Source organism: Pseudomonas sp. 3-2, from assembly GCF_019710535.1.
GTDB classification, from domain to species: domain Bacteria; phylum Pseudomonadota; class Gammaproteobacteria; order Pseudomonadales; family Pseudomonadaceae; genus Aquipseudomonas; species Aquipseudomonas pharyngis.
The window spans coordinates 424746-444046 of the sequence record NZ_CP081200.1; the positions used below are offsets into that span (position 1 = coordinate 424746).

A 19301-nucleotide genomic window follows, 5' to 3' on the forward strand; every position below is an offset into this window, starting at 1 on the left:
CCGATGGCTCCCACAGTTTCACGACCACTGTAAGTATGGCTTACAGGATATAACGGGACAGGTCTTCGTTCTGCGCCAATTCGCCCAGGTGGCTGTTGACGTACTCGGCGTCGATCTCGATCGCCTTGTCGTCGTGGGCGCTGGCCAGATCGCCGGCACTGAACGACACCTCTTCCAGCAGACGCTCGAGCAGCGTGTGCAGGCGACGGGCACCGATGTTCTCGGTCTTCTCGTTGACCTGCCAGGCGATCTCCGCCAGACGCTTGATGCCTTCCGGCTGGAACTGGATGTTCAGGCCCTCGGTTTTCAGCAGTGCGCAGTACTGCTCGGTGAGCGAGGCGTGCGGTTCGCTGAGGATGCGTTCGAAGTCCTGCGGGCTCAGGGCCTTGAGTTCCACACGGATCGGCAGACGGCCTTGCAGCTCCGGCACCAGATCGCTCGGCTTGCTCAGGTGGAACGCACCGGAGGCGATGAACAGGATGTGGTCGGTCTTGACCATGCCCAGCTTGGTGTTGACGGTGCAGCCTTCGATCAGCGGCAGCAGGTCACGTTGCACGCCTTCGCGGGACACATCAGCGCCGCCGACATTGCCGCGCTTGGCGACCTTGTCGATCTCATCGATGAACACGATGCCGTGCTGCTCGACGGCTTCCAGGGCCTTGGCCTTCAACTCTTCTTCGTTGACCAGGCGACCGGCTTCTTCGTCGCGTACCAGTTTCAGCGCTTCCTTGACCTTGAGCTTGCGGGCCTTCTTCTTGCCCTTGCCCATGTTGGCGAACAGGTTCTGCAACTGGTTGGTCATTTCTTCCATGCCCGGAGGCGTGGCGATTTCGATGCCGGCCATCTCGGCGACTTCGATCTCGATTTCCTTGTCGTCCAGCTGACCTTCGCGCAGGCGCTTGCGGAACAGTTGGCGAGTGTTGGAATCCTGGGTCGGCGCTTCTTCGTTGCTGAAGCCCATGCGTACCGGCGGCAGCAGGGCGTCGAGGATACGGTCCTCGGCGGCGTCTTCGGCGCGGTGGCGAACGCGGGTCATTTCCTGCTCGCGCAGCATCTTGATCGCAGCATCGGCCAGATCACGGATGATCGATTCGACGTCACGGCCGACGTAGCCGACTTCGGTGAACTTGGTCGCTTCGACCTTGATGAACGGCGCGTTGGCCAGTTTGGCCAGGCGACGGGCGATCTCGGTTTTACCGACGCCGGTTGGGCCAATCATCAGAATGTTCTTCGGGGTCACTTCAACGCGCAGCTCTTCAGGCAGCTGCATGCGGCGCCAGCGGTTGCGCAGGGCAATCGCGACAGCGCGCTTGGCATCGTCCTGGCCGATGATGTGGCGGTTGAGTTCGTGGACGATTTCGCGGGGAGTCATGGACATAATAATTGACGGTCCTCAAGCAGAAACAAGCCGTGGCACAGGGGCCGCGTCAGGCTCATTCAGCGAGATCCTGCTCCTCAATGGTCTGGGTGTGGTTGGTGAATACACAGATGTCGCCGGCGATGCCGAGAGCGGTCTCGACGATTTCGCGGGCCGACAGGTCGGTCTTCTTCAGCAGGGCGCTGGCGGCGGCTTGCGCATAGGCGCCACCGGAACCCATGGCGATCAGGCCGTCTTCGGGTTCGACCACGTCACCGTTGCCGGTGATGATCAAGGATGCGTCCTTGTTGGCGACCGCAAGCATCGCTTCGAGGCGGCTCAGGGAGCGGTCGGTGCGCCATTCTTTGGCGAGTTCGACGGCGGCGCGAACCAGGTGACCCTGGTGTTTTTCAAGCTGGCCTTCGAAGCGTTCGAACAGGGTGAAGGCGTCGGCGGTGGCACCGGCGAAACCGGCGATGACTTCGCCGTGGTACAGGCGACGAACTTTCTTCGCGTTGCCTTTCATCACGGTGTTGCCGAGAGAAACCTGGCCGTCGCCGCCCATGACGACTTTGCCGTGGCGGCGGACTGAAACGATGGTGGTCAAGGGAAGAGTCTCCACACTGCGGGGCGAAAATGCCTTATGCCCATTCATATGGGGGTGGTGGAGAGGATTTCAACTGCGGGGCGGGAGAGGGGACGAGCGGTGATTTGTGCATGATCGTTCCCACGCAGAACGACATGATCGTTCCCACGCTCCGCGTGGGAATGCCTCAATGGATGCTCCGCGTCCCCGCGGCAAGGGACGCGGAGCGTCCCGGGCTGCATTCCCACGCAGAGCGTGGGAACGACCGGTGAGGAGGATCAGCGGCTCTGGCGTTGTTGTAACAGCAGGTTGCTGAAGCCCGCGCCCGCCAGTTGTTTCTGGGCGGTGGTCAGTTGTTCGCGGTTGCTGAACGGGCCGACCAGTACGCGATACCAGGTTTCGTCCTTGACCGTCCCGGATTCAACCGCGACTGCCTGGCCGAGCAGAATGATCTGCGCGCGGACCTTGTCGGCATCCGTCTCTTTGCGGAACGAGCCGGCCTGCAGGAAGAACTTGGTCACCGGTGCAGCCTTGGTCACCGGTGGCGCTGGCGGCGGGGTGATTCCGGCCAGCGCAGCCTGCGCCCGTGCGGTGTCGATCTTCGCCGCTTCGGCCGGGGTCACCGGCGTGGTCGGGATTGCCGGCACCTGTGGCGTCGGCAGGGTTTTCTCCGGCACGGCATCAGGCGGCACGATCACTTCCGATTCCGGCAGCAGGGTGTAGAAGTCGTACTTCGGCTTCACCGGTTGCGTCGGGCTCGGTGGGGTCTTGTTGGCCTCGGCGATCTTGGAGGCTTTCTGTTGCTGCTGTTGCTCGACCTTCTCGCGCTTGACCGTGTCGCTGCCCTTGCCCGGCTCCAGTTTCATCAGGAACACGATGAACGCGCCGACCGTCAGGCCGATGGCCATCCACAGCCAGCCCGGAATCGGCTGCTTCGCTGGAGCTTGGTAACGGCTGGCGCCACGCTTGGGTGCAGGTTTTTTCTTGGCAGCCAACTTACATGCGCTCCAGGGTTTCCAGGCCGAGCAGTTCCAGGCCTTGCTTGAGGGTACGGCCGGTCAGCGCGGCAAGGCGCAGACGGCTTTGCATTTGTGCCGGGGTGTCGGCGGCGAGGATCGGGCAGTTCTCGTAGAAGCTGGAGAACAGACCGGCCACGTCGTACAGGTAGGTGCAGAGAGTGTGTGGCGTGCCCTTTTCCGCAACGTTGTTCAGCACTTCACCGAACTGCGCCAGTTTGGCTGCCAGTTCCTGCTCGTGCGCCGCTTCGAGGACGATCTGGCCGTCGACTTCGCTGAAATCCTTGCCCAGTTTGCGGAACACGCCGGCCACGCGGGTGTAGGCGTACAGCAGGTACGGCGCGGTGTTGCCTTCGAAGTTGAGCATCAGGTCGAAGTTGAAGCTGTAGTCGCTGGTGCGGTGTTTCGACAGGTCGGCGTATTTCACCGCGCCGATGCCGACTACTTTGGCGATGGCGCGCAGTTCGTCTTCGGCCAGTGTCGGGTTCTTTTCCTTCACCAGGCTGTAGGCACGTTCCTGCGCTTCGGTCAGCAGGTCGATCAGCTTCACGGTGCCGCCGTCACGGGTCTTGAACGGACGGCCGTCGGCGCCGTTCATGGTGCCGAAGCCCATGTGCTCCATTTCCATCGGATGGGTCACGAAACCGGCCTTGCGTGCCACGGCAAACACTTGCTGGAAGTGCAGGGCCTGACGCTGGTCGACGAAGTACAACGCGCGGTCGGCCTTCAGTTTGCCGCTGCGATAGCGCACGGCCGCCAGGTCGGTGGTGGCGTACAGGTAGCCGCCGTCAGCCTTGACGATGATCACCGGCAGCGGCTCGCCTTCGGCGTTCTTGAATTCGTCGAGGAACACGCACTGGGCGCCGTTGCTTTCGACCAGCATGCCGGCGGCTTTCAGGTCGTTGACCACGTTGATCAGGTCGTCGTTGTAGGCGCTTTCGCCCATCACGTCGGCCATGGTCAGTTTGACGTTGAGCAGTTCATAGATCTTCTGGCAGTGCGACAGCGAGATGTCCTTGAACTTGGTCCACAGCGCCAGACATTCAGCGTCGCCGGCCTGCAACTTGACCACCAGACCACGGGCGCGGTCGGCGAATTCCGGGGATTCGTCGAAGCGTTGCTTGGCGGCGCGGTAGAAGTTTTCCAGGTCCGACAGCTCGTCGCTGGTGATCGGGTTTTCCTGCAGGTACGCCATCAGCATGCCGAACTGGGTGCCCCAGTCACCCACATGGTTCTGGCGGATGACATCGTCGCCGAGGAATTCGAGGACTCGGGCCACACCGTCGCCAATGATGGTCGAGCGCAGGTGGCCGACGTGCATCTCTTTGGCCAGGTTCGGCGCCGACAGATCGACCACGGTGCGTTGCGCCGGGCCGGCCTTGCGCACGCCAATGTGATCGTCGGCCAGGGCGGCGTCGAGGCGCGAGGCCAGCGCTTGAGTGTTCTGGAAGAAGTTGATGAAACCGGGGCCGGCGATTTCGGCCTTGGTGACGTTTTCGTCAGCCGGCAGGGCGGCGATGATTTTTTCCGCCAGATCGCGCGGCTTCATGCCCGCAGGCTTGGCCAGCATCATGGCGATGTTGCTGGCAAAGTCGCCGTGGGTCTTGTCCCGGGCGTTTTCCACCTGGATCGCCGGCGTCAGGCCTTCAGGCAACACACCTTCGTTGACGAGTTGGGTGAGGGCTTGTTGGATCAGCTGGCGAATGGTGTCTTTCATGGTCTTCTCTTTCGACCGCAAGCGCGGCGGCGCATCGATGCGCGGGTGGAAAAACTGGGCATTATCCGTTGCGAAGACGGGCTTGCCAACCTTAGCAGGCAGGATGTGGATGTGTGGTGACAATTCGGCCGGTTTTGCCCGGTCAGTACAGATCCACCGGGTCGACATCCAGCGACCAGCGCACCGCCCGGCCGCTTGGCATCTGTTCTAGCACCAGCAGCCAGCTCGCCAGCAATCGGTGCAGCGGCGCCCGGGCCGTGGCCTGCAACAGCAGCTGCGCGCGGAAGCGCCCGGCCCGGCGTTCCATCGGCGCCGGCACCGGCCCCAGCAGTTCAATGCCGGTCAGATTCTGTTCGGCCAGCAAGCGCTCGGCCTCGCTGCAGGCTTCATCAAGAAAGCCTTCGGCCTGCCCCGGCTTGTGCGCTTCGGCGCGCAGCAGGGCGAGATGGGCGAACGGCGGCAGGCCGGCGGCGCGGCGTTCGCTCAGGGCCTGTTCGGCGAAGGCGAAGTAACCCTGCTCGGTCAGTTGCACCAATAAAGGATGGTCGGCGAGGTGGGTCTGGATGATCACCTTGCCTGGCTCTTCTGCACGCCCGGCGCGCCCGGCGACCTGCACGATAAGTTGCGCCATGCGCTCGCTGGCGCGGAAGTCGCCGGAGAACAGCCCACCGTCGGCATCGAGGATCGACACCAGCGTCACCCGAGGGAAGTGGTGTCCCTTGGCCAACATCTGGGTGCCGACCAGAATGCACGGCTGGCCTTTCTGGATCGTGGCGAACAACTGATTCATCGCATCCTTGCGTGACGTGCTGTCACGGTCGACGCGCAACACCGGATAGTCCGGGAACAGAATCGCCAGTCGTTCTTCGGCCCGCTCGGTGCCGGCGCCCACAGGCCGGAGATCGACCTTGTTGCACTTCGGGCACTGGCGCGGCACGCGCTCGACGTAACCGCAGTGGTGGCAGCGCAGTTCGCCGTAACGCTGGTGCACGGTCATCCGCGCATCGCAGCGCTGGCACTCGGACATCCAGCCGCAGTCATGGCACAGCAGCGTCGGGGCAAACCCCCGGCGGTTGAGGAACACCAATACTTGCTGGCCGGCGGCGAGGGTCTGGCCGATGGCTTGCTGCATCGGCCCGGAAATGCCGCTGTCCAGTGGACGGCTTTTCACATCCAGGCGCAGGAAACGTGGCTGCTTGGCGCCACCGGCCCGCTCGTTCAGTCGCAGGAGTCCGTAGCGACCGGTGTAGGCGTTGTGCAGGCTTTCCAGGGATGGCGTCGCGGAACCGAGCACGATCGGGATGTTTTCCTGCCGCGCCCGCACCAGCGCCAGATCCCGCGCGTGGTAGCGCAGGCCTTCCTGCTGTTTATAGGAGCCGTCGTGTTCTTCATCGATGATGATCAGCCCCGGATTCTTCATCGGGGTGAACAGCGCCGAGCGGGTGCCGATAATAATGTCGGCCTCGCCGTCACGGGCGGCGAGCCAGGCGTCCAGACGATCGCGGTCATTGACCGCCGAGTGCAGCAGGGCGATCCGGGCGTTGAAGCGTTGTTCGAAACGGGCCAGGGTCTGCGGGCCGAGGTTGATCTCCGGGATCAGCACCAGCGCCTGCTTGCCGGCCTCGAGGGTTTCGCGGATCAACTGCAAATAGACTTCGGTCTTGCCGCTGCCGGTGACCCCGGCCAGCAAGAACGCATGATAACTGTCGAACCCGGCGCGAATTGCCTCATACGCGGCGCGCTGTTCGCTGTTGAGCGGCAGTTCGGGCTGGGCCAGCCAGTGTTCATGGCGCGCGCCGGGGGCGTGACGGCGCACTTCGACCTGCACCAGATCCTTGGCCAGCAACAGGTCGAGGCTGTCCTTGCTCAGCATCAGTTTGCTCAGCAACTGATGGGCGACGCCGTGAGGGTGCTGGGCTAAAGTCGCCAGGGCTTCACGCTGGCGCGGGGCGCGGGCGATGCGCGGGTCGTCGAGGCTGGCGCCGGGAGCCGCCGACCAGAACCGTTCCTGACGGGCTTCGGCCAGTTCGCCCTGGCGCAGCAGCACCGGCAGCGCCCAGCTCAGGGTGTCGCCGAGGCTGTGCTGATAATACTGGGCGGTCCACAGGCACAGCTTGAACAGCGCCGGCGGCAGCGGTGCGGTGGCGTCGAGCAAAGCCAGCGCCGGTTTGAGCTTTTCCACCGGCACTTCACTGGTGTCGGTGACCTCCACCAGAATCCCGATCATCTCCCGCCGGCCGAACGGTACCCGCAGGCGCATGCCCGGTTGCAACTGCGAACGCAGCACGCCGGCCGGGGCCCGATAGTCGAACAGGCGGCGCAGGGGCGATGGCAGGGCGAGGCGCAGAATGGCGTCGGGCACGCGGGATCTCGATAAGAAGCTAACAAGCAGCGGGGATGATGTTTGGGCCGGGAGCCTAGCAGACGGTCGGTCTCAGTGACAGCTTGCGTGATCGGGATTGTCTGGTAGAATCCGCGGCCTAATTACGTGCGGTATTCAACAATCGTGTTGGATGGCGGCACGCCAGCTGAGGAATACACCATGAAAGCCGATATCCACCCGAATTACCCAGAAATCGCTGTTACCTGCTCGTGCGGTAACAAGTTCGAAACTCGTTCGACCTTCGGCAAAGCCCTGGCGATCGACGTTTGCAACGAATGCCACCCGTTCTACACCGGTAAGCAGAAGACTCTGGACACCGGCGGCCGCGTGCAGAAGTTCGCAGACCGTTTCGCTACTTTCGGCGTTGGCAAAAAAGCCTGAGGCTGATCATTTTGGAAGGTCGTTTCGACTTCTCCAGACTGATGAAAAAGGCGTCCCTTGCGGGCGCCTTTTTTGTGTCCGCGATTTGGTTCTCCTCCGCTCAGGCCTTCTGCCCGGCGCCGGCCGGGCTGGACAGCGCCACGGTGCAGCGGGTGGTCGACGGCGACACCCTGCGCCTGAATGACGGGCGCAATGTGCGGATGATCGGCCTCAATACGCCCGAGCTCGGCAAGCAGGGCCGCAGCGACGAGCCGTTTGCAGTGGCCGCGCGCAAGCGTCTCGAAGCCCTGGTCGCCGAGAGCGACGGGCGGGTCGGCCTGCAACTCGGCGCCGAGTCCAAGGACCGTTACGGCCGCACCCTGGCCCATGTTTTCAGCGCCAAGGGTGAGAATCTCGAAGCGCAAATGCTCGCCGATGGCCTCGGTTTCCAGGTCGCGGTGGCGCCGAATGTCGATCTGGTCGATTGCCAGCAAGCCGCGGAACGCCGCGCACGACAGTCCGGGCTGGGCCTGTGGAAGCGCTCGCCTGTACTGAAAGCGGAGCAGATCGAGCGCTCGGGTTTCGCGCTGGTCAGCGGTCGTGTGAGCAAGGTGCAACGCAATCGCGGCGGAATCTGGATCGAGTTGCAGGACAAGCTTGTACTGCGCGTTGCACCCAATCTGCTGGAAAGCTTCGATAGCGCCGCTCTGCAGGCGTTGAAAGGCAAGCAGATCGAGGCCCGTGGCTGGGTGGTCGACCGTTCCCGGCGCGGTGGACTGAAATCAGGTCAGGCGCGCTGGCTGTTGCCGCTGACCGATCCTTCGATGCTCCAGTCGTCCCGCTGAAGAAAAAGTTGTAGACATTTTTTCTGTCGATTGTGAACAGTCTAGCCCTTGTGTGCCGTGGCTCTTGGCCCAAAGTCTTAGGGCAGGGCGCTTGACAGGGGTGACCGGGCAGTCTTGTGGGGACTTTGCGAGGCGCGTATCCTCGCTGACCAGTCTGTCCAACAGTAAAAAGCGGAATGCCAAAATGTCTGATCTGAAAACTGCCGCTCTCGAATATCATGCCAATCCTCGTCCAGGAAAGCTGAGTGTCGAGCTCACCAAGGCCACTGCTACCGCCCGCGACCTGTCGCTGGCCTACAGCCCCGGCGTAGCTGAACCAGTGCGTGAGATCGCCCGCGATCCTGAACTGGCCTACAAGTACACCGGCAAGGGCAACCTGGTTGCAGTCATTTCCGATGGCACCGCGATTCTGGGCCTGGGTAACCTCGGCCCACTGGCTTCCAAGCCTGTGATGGAAGGTAAAGGCGTGCTGTTCAAGCGCTTCGCCGGCATCGACGTCTTCGACATCGAAGTCGACTCCGAAAGCCCGCAAGCCTTCATCGACACCGTAAAACGCATTTCCATCACCTTCGGTGGCATCAACCTGGAAGACATCAAGGCACCTGAGTGCTTTGAGATCGAACGTGCTCTGATCGAGCAGTGCGACATTCCGGTCTTCCACGATGACCAGCACGGCACCGCGATCGTGACCGCTGCGGGCATGATCAACGCCCTGGAAATCGCTGGCAAAACCCTGGCCGACGCCAAGATCGTCTGCCTGGGCGCCGGCGCAGCCGCCATCTCCTGCATGAAACTGCTGGTGAGCATGGGCGCCAAGGTCGAGAACATCTTCATGGTTGACCGTACTGGCGTGATCCACGCTGGCCGTGACGACCTGAACCAGTACAAGGCTGTGTTCGCTCACCCTACCGAGAAGCGCACCCTGGACGACGCCATCGAAGGCGCTGACGTATTCGTCGGCCTGTCGGGCCCGAACCTGCTGAGCGCCGAGCAACTCAAGCGCATGGCGGCCAACCCGATCGTTTTCGCCTGCTCCAACCCTGATCCGGAAATCTCCCCGGAACTGGCTCACGCCACCCGTAACGACGTGATCATGGCCACCGGCCGTTCGGACTATCCGAACCAGGTCAACAACGTGCTGGGCTTCCCGTTCATCTTCCGTGGTGCCCTGGACGTTCGCGCCAAGCGCATCAACGAAGAAATGAAGATCGCTGCCGCCAACGCCCTGCGCGAACTGGCCAAGCTGCCGGTTCCTCAGGAAGTCTGCGACGCCTACGGCGGTATCTCGCTGGAATTCGGTCGTGAGTACATCATTCCGAAGCCAATGGACAAGCGCCTGATCACCGTGATCTCCGACGCCGTGGCCAAGGCCGCGATCGAGACTGGTGTGGCGACCCTGCCGTATCCGAAGAACTACCCGCTGAAAAGCGTGGATGACGTGTTCAACGGCTAAGTCGTTGTAGCGCTTCAGCCGAAAGCCCCGGTTCGCGAGAGTCGGGGCTTTTTTGTGCCTGTTGATTTTGGGGTGATCTTAAGGGCCTCTTCGCGGGCAAGCCCGCGCCCACAGGGTTTTGTGGCGTTCACAAATGGAGCGTACACCCGGTTACTGTGGGAGCGGGCTTGCCCGCGAAGAGGCCGGCCCAGACAACACAAAAATGAACAGGTAATAAAAAGCCCCGCACTTCAATCGAAGGCGGGGCTTTTTAGCGGTTCAGGATCGGGATCAGAACAAATCGATCGGCGCCTGTTCATCCGCCGGCAGCGGACTGCCCGGCACGGTGCCATTGCCGATCTCGTTGACCGACGGTGGCGTGTCTTCGGCCTTGAACAGCTCGAAATAGGCGCCTGGCGTGCTCGGCGATGCCGCGCGACCGCTGACCGGATCCACCCGCAGGCTGAGGATGCCTTCCGGCTCCGGCTGGACATGCGGTGGCTTGTCCTTGAGCGCGGCGGCCATGTAGTTCATCCAGATCGGCAGTGCCACGGTGCCGCCGAACTCCCGGCGACCGAGGCTTTCCGGCTGGTCGAAACCGGTCCACACGGTGGTCACGTAATCGGCGTTGTAGCCAGAGAACCACGCATCCTTGGATTCGTTGGTGGTACCGGTCTTGCCGGCGATGTCGCTGCGGCCCAGGGCCAGTGCGCGACGGCCGGTGCCGAGCTTGATCACGTCCTGCAACATGCTGTTGAGGATGTAAGTAGTACGGCCATCGACGATGCGCTCGGCAACTGCGGGGGCTTGCGGTACAGCGGCGTTGCCTGGCGCCTCCCCTGGAACCGGCGCTGCGTCGACGGTGATCGATTGCGTTGCCGGTGCCGCGATACCGTCGGTGGCCGCGCCGCCCTGCGGTACGGTCGGCGGGTTGGCGACGAACAGCGTGTCGCCGTTGCGGCTTTCGATCTTGTCGATGATGTACGGGGTGATCTTGTAGCCGCCGTTGGCGAAGGTGCTCCAGCCGGTGGCGATCTCCATCGGCGTCAGGGTCGCGGTGCCCAGCGCCAGGGACAGGTTTGGCGGCAGGTCCTGCTTGTTGAAGCCGAAGCGGGTGATGTAATCGATGGTCTTGCCCACGCCCATCGCCTGCAACAGGCGGATCGACACCAGGTTGCGCGACTTGTACAGCGCCTCACGCAGACGGATCGGGCCGAGGAAGGTGTTGGTGTCGTTCTTCGGACGCCAGACCTTGTCCAGGTACTCGTCGACGAACACGATCGGCGCGTCGTTGACCAGGCTCGCGGCGGTGTAGCCGTTATCCAGTGCGGCGCTGTAGACGAACGGCTTGAAGCTCGAGCCCGGCTGACGCTTGGCCTGCATCGCACGGTTGTAGTTGCTCTGCTCGAAGGCGAAACCGCCGACCAGCGAACGGATTGCACCGTTCTGCGGATCCAGCGACACCAGCGCGCCTTGCGCCTGCGGAATCTGGCTGAACTTCAGCGAATTGTTCGGCTGGCGCTGCACGCGAATCAGATCGCCGACCTGTGCCACATCCGACGGCTGACGCGGGTTGGCGCCCATGCTGTTGGTATTGAGGAACGGGCGCGCCCATTTCATGGTGTCCCACGCCACATGTTCTTCGCCGGTGCGGGTCAGTACTTGCAGGCCGTTCTTGTCGACCTGGGTGACGATGGCCGGTTCGAGGCTGCTGATGGTGCGCTGCTTGGTCAGTTCAGTGGCCCAGGCTTCGCGGGTCTTGCCCGGCAGACGTGATTCAGGGCCACGGTAGCCGTGGCGCTGATCGTAGGTCATCAGGCCTTCATGCAGCGCGGTATTTGCCATTTCCTGGAGGTTGCTCGGCACCGTGGTGGTGACGCGGAAACCTTCGGTGTAGGCGTCGCTGCCGTAGCGACCGACCATTTCGGCACGGGCCATTTCGGCGATGTACGGCGCGTTCACTTCCGGGGTCGGCACGTGATAGCTGGCGTTCAGCGGCTCGTTGATCGCAGCGGTGTAGTCGGCCTCGGTGATCTTGCCGAGCTTGTACATGCGCCCGAGGATCCAGTCGCGACGCTCCTTGCTGCGCGCCGGGTTGGCCAGCGGGTTGAAGCGCGACGGGGCTTTCGGCAGGCCGGCGATCATCGCCATCTGCGCCAGGCTGACTTCGCGGATCGACTTGCCGTAATACACCTGCGCCGCCGCCTCGATGCCGTAGGCGCGGTTGCCCAGATAGATCTTGTTCACGTACAGCTCAAGGATCTCGTCCTTGGTCAGCTGGCGTTCGATCTGCAGGGCCAGAAGGATTTCCGTGGTTTTGCGCGAGAAGCTGCGTTCGCTGGTCAGGAAGAAGTTCTTCGCCACCTGCATGGTGATGGTGCTGCCGCCGGACTGGATGTGCCCGCTCTTGACCAGTTGAGTCGCGGCACGCATCAGGCTGCTCGGATCGACGCCATAGTGATTGGCGAAGTTGTCGTCTTCAGCACTTAGTAACGCATTGATGAAATTGGGGGGAATGTCGGCGAAACGGATCGGTGTGCGGCGCATTTCGCCAAATTCTGCGATCAACTTGTTGTCGCTGCTGTACACCCGCAGTGGAATCTGCAACTGAATGCTTCTCAGCGCCTCCACAGATGGCAAACCCGGACTAAGGTAAAGAAACGCGCCGCTGAGACCTAAAAGCAGTCCGCAGAAAACGGCGACGATGGACCAACCGAAAAATTTCAGCAGACGAATCAAGGCTTTTGGACATCCACGGCAAAGAATGAATTGGGCGACAGGGTTCCGGGTAACACAGAACAACCCGCGCCGGCAGTAAAAGGCGGAAAAAATCGCTGGGCATTATAAGCACTTTTCCGCAGGGGGCGTCATTTGCGCTTCTGTCAAGACGGGGCGAGGGAACGCAATGCGCATTACAGAGTCCGTAACTCACGGAAAGTCATAGGGAATTGGTAGTGCTAGGACTCTTCAATAAAAAGGCCAATACGTTACTGGGGATCGACATCAGCTCCACGTCGGTGAAGCTGCTGGAGCTGAGCCGTCAGGGTGAACGCTACCGGGTCGAGGCGTATGCGGTGGAGCCGTTGCCGGCGAGTGCCGTGGTCGAAAAGAACATCGCCGAACTCGAGGGCGTCGGCCAGGCCCTGTCCCGGGTGCTGGTCAAGGCGCGTACCGGGTTGAAAACCGTGGCGGTGGCCGTGGCCGGCTCGGCGGTGATCACCAAGGTCATCGAGATGGACGCCGGGCTGTCCGACGATGAACTGGAAAACCAGCTCAAGATCGAGGCCGATCAATACATTCCCTACCCGCTGGACGAGGTCGCCATTGACTTCGAAGTCCAGGGCGTTTCGCCGCGCAACCCTGAGCGGGTCAACGTACTGCTGGCCGCCTGTCGCAAGGAAAACGTCGAAGTCCGCGAAGCGGCGCTCGCTCTCGCCGGGCTGACCGCACGGGTGGTAGATGTAGAGGCGTATGCGCTGGAGCGCTCGTTCGGCCTGCTGGCCACGCAACTGGCCGCGTCCCAGGATCGGTTGACGGTGGCGGTGGTCGACATCGGTGCCACCATGACCACCCTCAGCGTCCTGCACAACGGCCGGATCATCTATACCCGCGAACAGCTGTTCGGCGGTCGACAGCTGACCGAGGAAATCCAGCGCCGTTATGGCCTCACCCTTGAACAGGCGGGACTTGCCAAGAAGCAGGGCGGCCTGCCGGACGATTACGTCAGCGAGGTGCTGCAGCCATTTCGCGAGGCGCTGGTGCAGCAGGTGTCGCGCTCCCTGCAGTTCTTTTTCGCCTCCGGCCAGTACAACGCTGTCGACCACATTCTGCTGGCCGGCGGCACGGCGTCGGTGCCCGGCCTCGACCGGCTGATCGAAGAGCGCCTGAACACCCCGACCCAGGTTGCCAACCCGTTTTCCGACATGGCCTTGAGCAGTAAGGTCAACGCCGGGGCTTTGGCGAGCGATGCGCCGGCCCTGATGATTGCCTGCGGGCTCGCGCTCAGGAGTTTCGACTGATGGCGCGGATCAACCTTTTACCCTGGCGCGAGGAGCGTCGCGAGGAGCGGCGCAAACGCTTCCTGCTGGTCTTGATCGGTGTGGTGGTCGGTTCGGTGGGGGCGGTGCTCATCGCTGATCAGATCATCAGCGGCGCCATTGCCCGGCAGGTTGCGCGCAATGACTACATCGGCAAGCAGATCGCCGTGGTCGACGAGAGGATCAAGCAGATCAGCGACCTCAAGGCCCATCGCCAGCAACTGGTGGAGCGCATGCGCATCATCCAGGACTTGCAGGGCAACCGGCAGATCAGCGGGCGGATCTTCGATCAGCTGGCGCGCACCTTGCCCGATGGGGTGTATTTCACCGACGTGAAAATGGTCGGCAAGACCCTTTCGATCAGCGGCGCGGCGGAGTCGAACAATCGAGTGTCCGACCTGATGCGCAATCTCGACGCCTCCGACTGGTTCGATGCGCCCAACCTCAATGAAGTGAAAGCCACCACTGCCGGACAAGTGGATCAGGCCAACGTCTTTCAGCTGACCGTTCGCCAGACTCGACCCCGGCTCGAGGAGGACGACCAATGAAGCCGTCCGAGTGGCTGGAAAGCCTGCGCAATGTCGATTTCAACGACCTCGACACCAGCAACATCGGCTCTTGGCCGCCAGTGGTCAAAAGCCTGGCCGGCGGGCTGTTGATGGTGCTGGTCCTGGCGCTTGGCTATAACTTTTTCATCAGTGACCTGGAGAACCAGCTCGAACTCAAACGTGAGGAGGAAATCACCCTCAAGGAGCAGTTCGCGAGCAAGGCGCGCATGGCGGCCAATCTGGAGCTGTACACCCAGCAGATGAAAGAGATGGAAAACTCGTTCGGCGTGCTGTTGCGACAACTGCCCAGTGACACCGAAGTGCCGGGGTTGCTGGAAGACATCACCCGCACCGGACTGGGCAGCGGCCTTGAGTTCGAAGAGATCAAACTGCTGCCGGAGGTTACCCAGCAGTTCTACATCGAGTTGCCCATCCAGATCACCGTGACCGGGGCCTATCACGACCTCGCGACCTTCGTCAGTGGCGTGGCCGGGCTGCCCCGCATCGTCACCCTGCACGATTTCGAGCTGGCGCCAGCCAATCCTGAAGGCGGGCCGAAGCTGCGCATGAGCATCCTCGCCAAGACCTACCGCTATAACGACAAGGGGCTGCAGAAATGAGCCCGATCCGTTTTATCGCCCTGTCGGCATTGTTATTGGTGCTCGGTGGCTGTGGCGGCGATGACTTCAGCGACCTCGACGCCTACATGAATGAAGTGCGCCTGCGTCCGCCGGGCAAGATCGAGCCGACTCCGACCTTCCGCTCCTACCCGACGTTCACCTACAGCGCCGCCAATCTGCGCAGTCCGTTTTCGCGCCAGCTGCGGGTCGATCTGGCCGGACAGAAACACGGCTCGCGCGACGTGAAACCCGATCCCAACCGGGTCAAGCAATACCTCGAAGGCTTCAACATCGAGCAGTTTGAAATGGTCGGCACGATTGCCAACGCCTCCGGTTCCTTCGCCCTGCTGCGAGGCGCGGGCGGCGTCCATCGGCTCAAGGTCGGCGACTATCTGGGGCGCAACGACGGGCGCATCGTCGCCATCAGCGCTTCACAGGTCGAAGTGGTGGAAATCGTTCCCGATGGCCAGGGCGCCTGGCTTGAGCGGCCGCGCACCATTCCTTTGAAAGAGCATTCATAAGTGGAAGTCGAACAATGAACAGGATTTTCTCCACCCTCGGTTTTTCGCTATGGATAGCGCTGCTTTCGCCGATGGTACAGGCAGCCAATCTGAAGGCGCTGGACGTCGCGGCACTGCCGGGGGACCGGGTCGAGCTGAAGCTGTCGTTCGACGGCCCGCCCCCGCAGCCCAAGGGCTACACCACCGACTCGCCGGCACGGATCGCACTCGATCTGCCGGGGGTCGCCAGTCAGTTGGCAAGCAAGACCCGTGACCTGGGCAGTGGCAATGCCCGCACGGCCACGGTGGTCGAGGCCAATAACCGGACGCGGCTGATCATCAGCCTGACGCAACTGGCGCCGTACGACACCCGGGTCGAAGGCAATACGGTGTTCGTGGTGGTCGGGCAAGGCAGCAAAGCCGCTGCCCCACGTACGGCGGCTCGTGCCCCGCGTGCAGCACCGGCGGCAGCGCCGGTCCGCACGTTTGCGCCGACCGCCAGAGCCATTCGCGGCGTGGATTTCCAGCGTGGCACGGCGGGCGAGGGCAACGTGGTCATCGACTTGTCCGACCCGGCTATCGCCCCGGACATCCAGGAGCACGACGGCAAGATCATCCTCAATTTCGCCCGTACCCAATTGCCAGAACCGCTGCGGGTACGCCTCGACGTCAAGGACTTCGCCACCCCGGTGCAGTTCGTCAATGCCGGGGTCAGCGGTGATCGGGCGACGATCACCGTCGAACCCAGCGGTACTTTCGACTATTCCACTTACCAGACCGACAACAAGCTGACCGTCAGCATCCGGCCGATGACCGTCGATGACCTGCAAAAACGCAACGCCGATCGCAACAGCTATAACGGCGAAAAGCTCTCGCTGAATTTCCAGGACATCGATGTCCGTTCGGTGCTGCAACTGATCGCCGACTTCACCAACCTCAATCTGGTGGCCAGCGATACGGTGCAGGGCGGGATCACCTTGCGCCTGCAGAACGTGCCGTGGGATCAGGCGCTGGATCTGGTGCTCAAGACCAAAGGCCTGGACAAGCGCAAGGTCGGCAACGTGTTGCTGGTGGCGCCGGCGGATGAAATTGCTGCGCGCGAGCGGCAGGAACTGGAATCGCAGAAACAGATCGCCGAACTGGCGCCGCTGCGTCGTGAGCTATTGCAAGTGAACTACGCCAAAGCCGCCGACATCGCCAAGCTGTTCCAGTCTGTCACCAGCGCCGAGGCGAAGGTCGACGAGCGGGGTTCTATCACCGTCGATGAGCGCACCAACAACATCATTGCCTACCAGACCCAGGATCGCCTCGACGAGCTGCGGCGGATTGTGGCGCAGCTGGATATTCCGGTGCGTCAGGTGATGATCGAGGCACGGATCGTCGAGGCCAACGTCGACTACGACAAGAGTCTGGGCGTGCGCTGGGGCGGTTCGATTCAGAACAAGGGCAACTGGAACACTTCCGGGGTCAGCAACGGTTCGTCGACCACCATTGGCACGCCGGGCAGCACCAGCACCAACTCGCCGTTCGTCGACATGGGCACGGTCAACAACACGTCCGGGATCGGCATCGCGTTCATCACCGATAACGTCTTGCTCGACCTTGAGCTGACCGCGATGGAGAAGACCGGCAACGGCGAAATCGTCTCGCAGCCCAAGGTGGTCACCTCCGACAAGGAAACCGCGAAGATCCTCAAGGGCACCGAGATTCCGTACCAGGAAGCCAGCTCCAGCGGCGCTACGTCGGTGTCCTTCAAGGAGGCCTCGCTGTCACTGGAAGTGACGCCGCAGATCACCCCGGACAATCGCATCATCATGGAGGTCAAGGTCACCAAGGACGAACCGGACTACCTGAACAAAGTGCAGGATGTACCGCCGATCAAGAAAAACGAGGTCAACGCCAAGGTGCTGGTGAACGACGGCGAGACCATCGTGATCGGGGGCGTTTTCTCAAATACTCAGAGCAAGGTCGTAGATAAGGTGCCATTTCTTGGCGATGTGCCGTATCTTGGCCGCCTTTTCCGGCGTGATGTGGTTTCGGAGAAAAAATCCGAGCTGCTGGTATTTCTCACTCCGCGTATCATGAATAACCAGGCGATTGCTGTGAGTCGTTGATTCTGTGCGAAATTTGATTCTTGTAGGACCGATGGGGGCTGGAAAAAGCACCATCGGCCGATTACTGGCCAAAGAGCTGCGCCTGCCGTTCAAGGATTCCGACAAGGAAATTGAACTGCGTACGGGCGCCAATATTCCGTGGATCTTCGACAAGGAAGGCGAGCCCGGCTTTCGTGACCGTGAGCAGGCGATGATCGCCGAGCTGTGCGCGTTCGACGGCGTGGTGCTGGCGACCGGCGGCGGCGCGGTGATGCGCGATGCCAACCGCAAGGCCCTGCACGAGGGCGGGCGGGTGGTGTATCTGCACGCCTCCGTCGAACAGCAAGTCGGCCGCACCTCTCGCGATCGCAACCGGCCGTTGTTGCGCACTGCCAATCCGGAGAAAACCTTGCGCGATCTGCTGGCGATCCGTGATCCGCTCTACCGGGAAATCGCCGATCTGGTGGTGGAAACCGACGAGCGGCCACCGCGCATGGTCGTACTCGATATTCTCGACCGCCTGGCGCAGCTTCCGCCCCGTTAAAGCATCGCTCGAAATGCGCTATCCTCGGCGTCCTGTCACAGCCCGCCGAGGTTGTGGCGGATGGCGTGCGAGCGGCGTCATACCCGCTACAGGCTGCAGACAACCAATAATTCAGGGCAGGACGCCTGCTTCCATCTTCACTGTGGGGACACATGCAGACACTCAAGGTCGACCTAGGCGAGCGCAGCTACCCGATTCACATTGGCGAGGGACTGCTGGACCAGCCTGAGCTGCTGGCCCCGCATATCCACGGGCGGCAGGTGGCAATCATCTCCAACGAGACCGTTGCGCCGCTCTATCTCGAGCGTCTGACCCGCAGCCTGGCGCAGTTTTCAGTGGTTTCCGTGGTGTTGCCCGACGGCGAAGCCTTCAAGAACTGGGAAACCCTGCAGTTGATTTTCGACGGACTGCTGACCGCCCGTCATGACCGCCGCACCACAGTGATCGCCCTCGGTGGCGGCGTGATCGGCGACATGGCCGGTTTCGCGGCCGCCTGCTACCAGCGCGGCGTCGATTTCATCCAGATCCCTACCACGCTGCTGTCCCAGGTCGATTCGTCGGTGGGCGGCAAGACCGGGATCAACCATCCGCTGGGCAAGAACATGGTCGGCGCGTTCTATCAGCCGAATGTGGTGCTGATCGATACCGCGTCCCTGAAAACCCTGCCGGCGCGCGAGCTGTCGGCCGGTCTGGCGGAAGTCATCAAGTACGGTCTGATCTGTGACGAGCCGTTCCTGACCTGGCTCGAAGACAACGTCGATGCCCTGCGTGCGCTGGATCAAACGGCCCTGACCTATGCCATCGAACGTTCCTGCGCCGCCAAGGCGGCGGTGGTCGGAGCCGACGAGAAGGAAACCGGCGTACGGGCCACCCTCAATCTTGGCCACACCTTTGGCCACGCCATCGAAACCCACATGGGCTATGGTGTCTGGTTGCATGGCGAAGCGGTCGCCGCCGGCACCGTGATGGCGCTGGAAATGTCCGCGCGCCTGGGCTGGATCAGCGAGCAGGAGCGTGATCGCGGCATCCGGCTGTTCCAGCGTGCCGGTCTGCCGGTGATCCCGCCGGAAGAGATGACCGAAGCCGATTTTCTTGAACACATGGCAATTGACAAAAAAGTGATCGACGGTCGCTTGCGCCTGGTGCTGCTGCGCCGGATGGGCGAAGCGGTGGTGACCGACGATTATCCGAAAGAGGTTCTACAGGCCACGCTGGGAGCGGATTACCGCGCTCTGGCTCAGCTTAAAGGTTAATAAGATTCCG

Annotated in this window: 16 protein-coding genes; 10 read left to right on the forward strand and 6 right to left on the reverse strand. The window is 62.1% G+C overall.

What is annotated here, in order from left to right:
- Positions 1-40 precede the first annotated feature (40 nt).
- The 5 genes from hslU to K3819_RS01955 all read right to left on the reverse strand — a co-directional run bounded on the left by hslU (position 41) and on the right by K3819_RS01955 (position 7038).
- Positions 41-1378 carry an ATP-dependent protease ATPase subunit HslU gene (gene hslU, locus K3819_RS01935; protein WP_221398527.1) on the reverse strand — a complete coding sequence of 446 codons (1338 nt, stop codon included), beginning with the start codon at positions 1376-1378 and terminating at the stop codon, positions 41-43.
- Positions 1379-1433: 55 nt separating this feature from the next.
- On the reverse strand, positions 1434-1964 hold the full coding sequence (gene hslV / locus K3819_RS01940; RefSeq protein ID WP_003196958.1) for an ATP-dependent protease subunit HslV: 531 nt from the start codon (positions 1962-1964) through the stop codon (positions 1434-1436).
- Between the two features lie 257 nt (positions 1965-2221).
- On the reverse strand, positions 2222-2938 hold the full coding sequence (locus K3819_RS01945) for an SPOR domain-containing protein (RefSeq protein WP_039772438.1): 717 nt from the start codon (positions 2936-2938) through the stop codon (positions 2222-2224).
- Position 2939: 1 nt separating this feature from the next.
- Positions 2940-4676, reverse strand: coding sequence for an arginine--tRNA ligase (argS, locus tag K3819_RS01950; protein WP_085611138.1), 1737 nt, complete (start codon positions 4674-4676; stop codon positions 2940-2942).
- A 142-nt stretch (positions 4677-4818) separates the two neighbouring features.
- Complete coding sequence (locus K3819_RS01955) at positions 4819-7038, reverse strand: primosomal protein N' (RefSeq protein ID WP_007952400.1); 2220 nt, start codon at positions 7036-7038, stop codon at positions 4819-4821.
- A gap of 180 nt (positions 7039-7218) precedes the next feature.
- Between K3819_RS01955 and rpmE the strand changes: the two genes are divergently transcribed.
- The 3 genes from rpmE (at position 7219) to K3819_RS01970 (ending at position 9717) form a co-directional block, all read left to right on the forward strand.
- Entirely contained in the window at positions 7219-7440 is a 222-nt protein-coding gene (gene rpmE / locus K3819_RS01960; protein ID WP_064585593.1) for a 50S ribosomal protein L31, read from the forward strand.
- Positions 7441-7481: 41 nt separating this feature from the next.
- The gene (locus tag K3819_RS01965; RefSeq protein ID WP_221399652.1) at positions 7482-8264 is read left to right on the forward strand and encodes a thermonuclease family protein; all 783 of its coding nucleotides are present in this window, start codon (positions 7482-7484) and stop codon (positions 8262-8264) included.
- Positions 8265-8448: 184 nt separating this feature from the next.
- A complete protein-coding gene (locus K3819_RS01970) occupies positions 8449-9717 on the forward strand; it encodes a malic enzyme-like NAD(P)-binding protein (RefSeq protein WP_007952395.1) in 1269 nt (422 codons plus the stop codon).
- A gap of 270 nt (positions 9718-9987) precedes the next feature.
- Here K3819_RS01970 and K3819_RS01975 read toward each other — a convergent pair whose 3' ends face one another.
- A complete protein-coding gene (locus K3819_RS01975; RefSeq protein ID WP_371857705.1) occupies positions 9988-12432 on the reverse strand; it encodes a penicillin-binding protein 1A in 2445 nt (814 codons plus the stop codon).
- A gap of 218 nt (positions 12433-12650) precedes the next feature.
- On the opposite strand from K3819_RS01975, the gene K3819_RS01980 reads away from it, so the two are divergent.
- The 7 genes from K3819_RS01980 to aroB all read left to right on the forward strand — a co-directional run bounded on the left by K3819_RS01980 (position 12651) and on the right by aroB (position 19291).
- The gene (locus K3819_RS01980) at positions 12651-13715 is read left to right on the forward strand and encodes a pilus assembly protein PilM (RefSeq protein ID WP_007952389.1); all 1065 of its coding nucleotides are present in this window, start codon (positions 12651-12653) and stop codon (positions 13713-13715) included.
- The gene (locus K3819_RS01985; RefSeq protein ID WP_064592903.1) at positions 13715-14281 is read left to right on the forward strand and encodes a PilN domain-containing protein; all 567 of its coding nucleotides are present in this window, start codon (positions 13715-13717) and stop codon (positions 14279-14281) included. Before K3819_RS01980 ends, K3819_RS01985 begins: the two co-directional genes overlap by 1 nt.
- Entirely contained in the window at positions 14278-14901 is a 624-nt protein-coding gene (pilO, locus tag K3819_RS01990; RefSeq protein WP_085611135.1) for a type 4a pilus biogenesis protein PilO, read from the forward strand. The genes K3819_RS01985 and pilO overlap by 4 nt, the downstream gene beginning before the upstream one ends.
- Complete coding sequence (locus K3819_RS01995; protein ID WP_039766425.1) at positions 14898-15422, forward strand: pilus assembly protein PilP; 525 nt, start codon at positions 14898-14900, stop codon at positions 15420-15422. The genes pilO and K3819_RS01995 overlap by 4 nt, the downstream gene beginning before the upstream one ends.
- Before the next feature lie 14 nt (positions 15423-15436).
- On the forward strand, positions 15437-17515 hold the full coding sequence (pilQ, locus tag K3819_RS02000; RefSeq protein ID WP_221398528.1) for a type IV pilus secretin PilQ: 2079 nt from the start codon (positions 15437-15439) through the stop codon (positions 17513-17515).
- A 4-nt stretch (positions 17516-17519) separates the two neighbouring features.
- Positions 17520-18038 (forward strand): shikimate kinase AroK, encoded by a 519-nt coding sequence (gene aroK / locus K3819_RS02005; RefSeq protein WP_011332081.1) that lies wholly within the window; start codon positions 17520-17522, stop codon positions 18036-18038.
- Between the two features lie 152 nt (positions 18039-18190).
- On the forward strand, positions 18191-19291 hold the full coding sequence (aroB, locus tag K3819_RS02010) for a 3-dehydroquinate synthase (protein WP_011332082.1): 1101 nt from the start codon (positions 18191-18193) through the stop codon (positions 19289-19291).
- Positions 19292-19301 lie beyond the last annotated feature (10 nt).

Excerpts from the sequence above, each read along its gene's own strand:
- hslU (WP_221398527.1), bottom strand. The coding sequence starts at position 1,378 with ATGTCCATGACTCCCCGCGAAATCGTCCACGAACTCAACCGCCACATC.
- argS (WP_085611138.1), bottom strand. The coding sequence starts at position 4,676 with ATGAAAGACACCATTCGCCAGCTGATCCAACAAGCCCTCACCCAACTC.
- rpmE (WP_064585593.1), top strand. The coding sequence starts at position 7,219 with ATGAAAGCCGATATCCACCCGAATTACCCAGAAATCGCTGTTACCTGC.
- K3819_RS01965 (WP_221399652.1), top strand. The coding sequence starts at position 7,482 with ATGAAAAAGGCGTCCCTTGCGGGCGCCTTTTTTGTGTCCGCGATTTGG.
- K3819_RS01970 (WP_007952395.1), top strand. The coding sequence starts at position 8,449 with ATGTCTGATCTGAAAACTGCCGCTCTCGAATATCATGCCAATCCTCGT.
- K3819_RS01985 (WP_064592903.1), top strand. The coding sequence starts at position 13,715 with ATGGCGCGGATCAACCTTTTACCCTGGCGCGAGGAGCGTCGCGAGGAG.
- pilO (WP_085611135.1), top strand. The coding sequence starts at position 14,278 with ATGAAGCCGTCCGAGTGGCTGGAAAGCCTGCGCAATGTCGATTTCAAC.
- K3819_RS01995 (WP_039766425.1), top strand. The coding sequence starts at position 14,898 with ATGAGCCCGATCCGTTTTATCGCCCTGTCGGCATTGTTATTGGTGCTC.
- pilQ (WP_221398528.1), top strand. The coding sequence starts at position 15,437 with ATGAACAGGATTTTCTCCACCCTCGGTTTTTCGCTATGGATAGCGCTG.
- aroB (WP_011332082.1), top strand. The coding sequence starts at position 18,191 with ATGCAGACACTCAAGGTCGACCTAGGCGAGCGCAGCTACCCGATTCAC.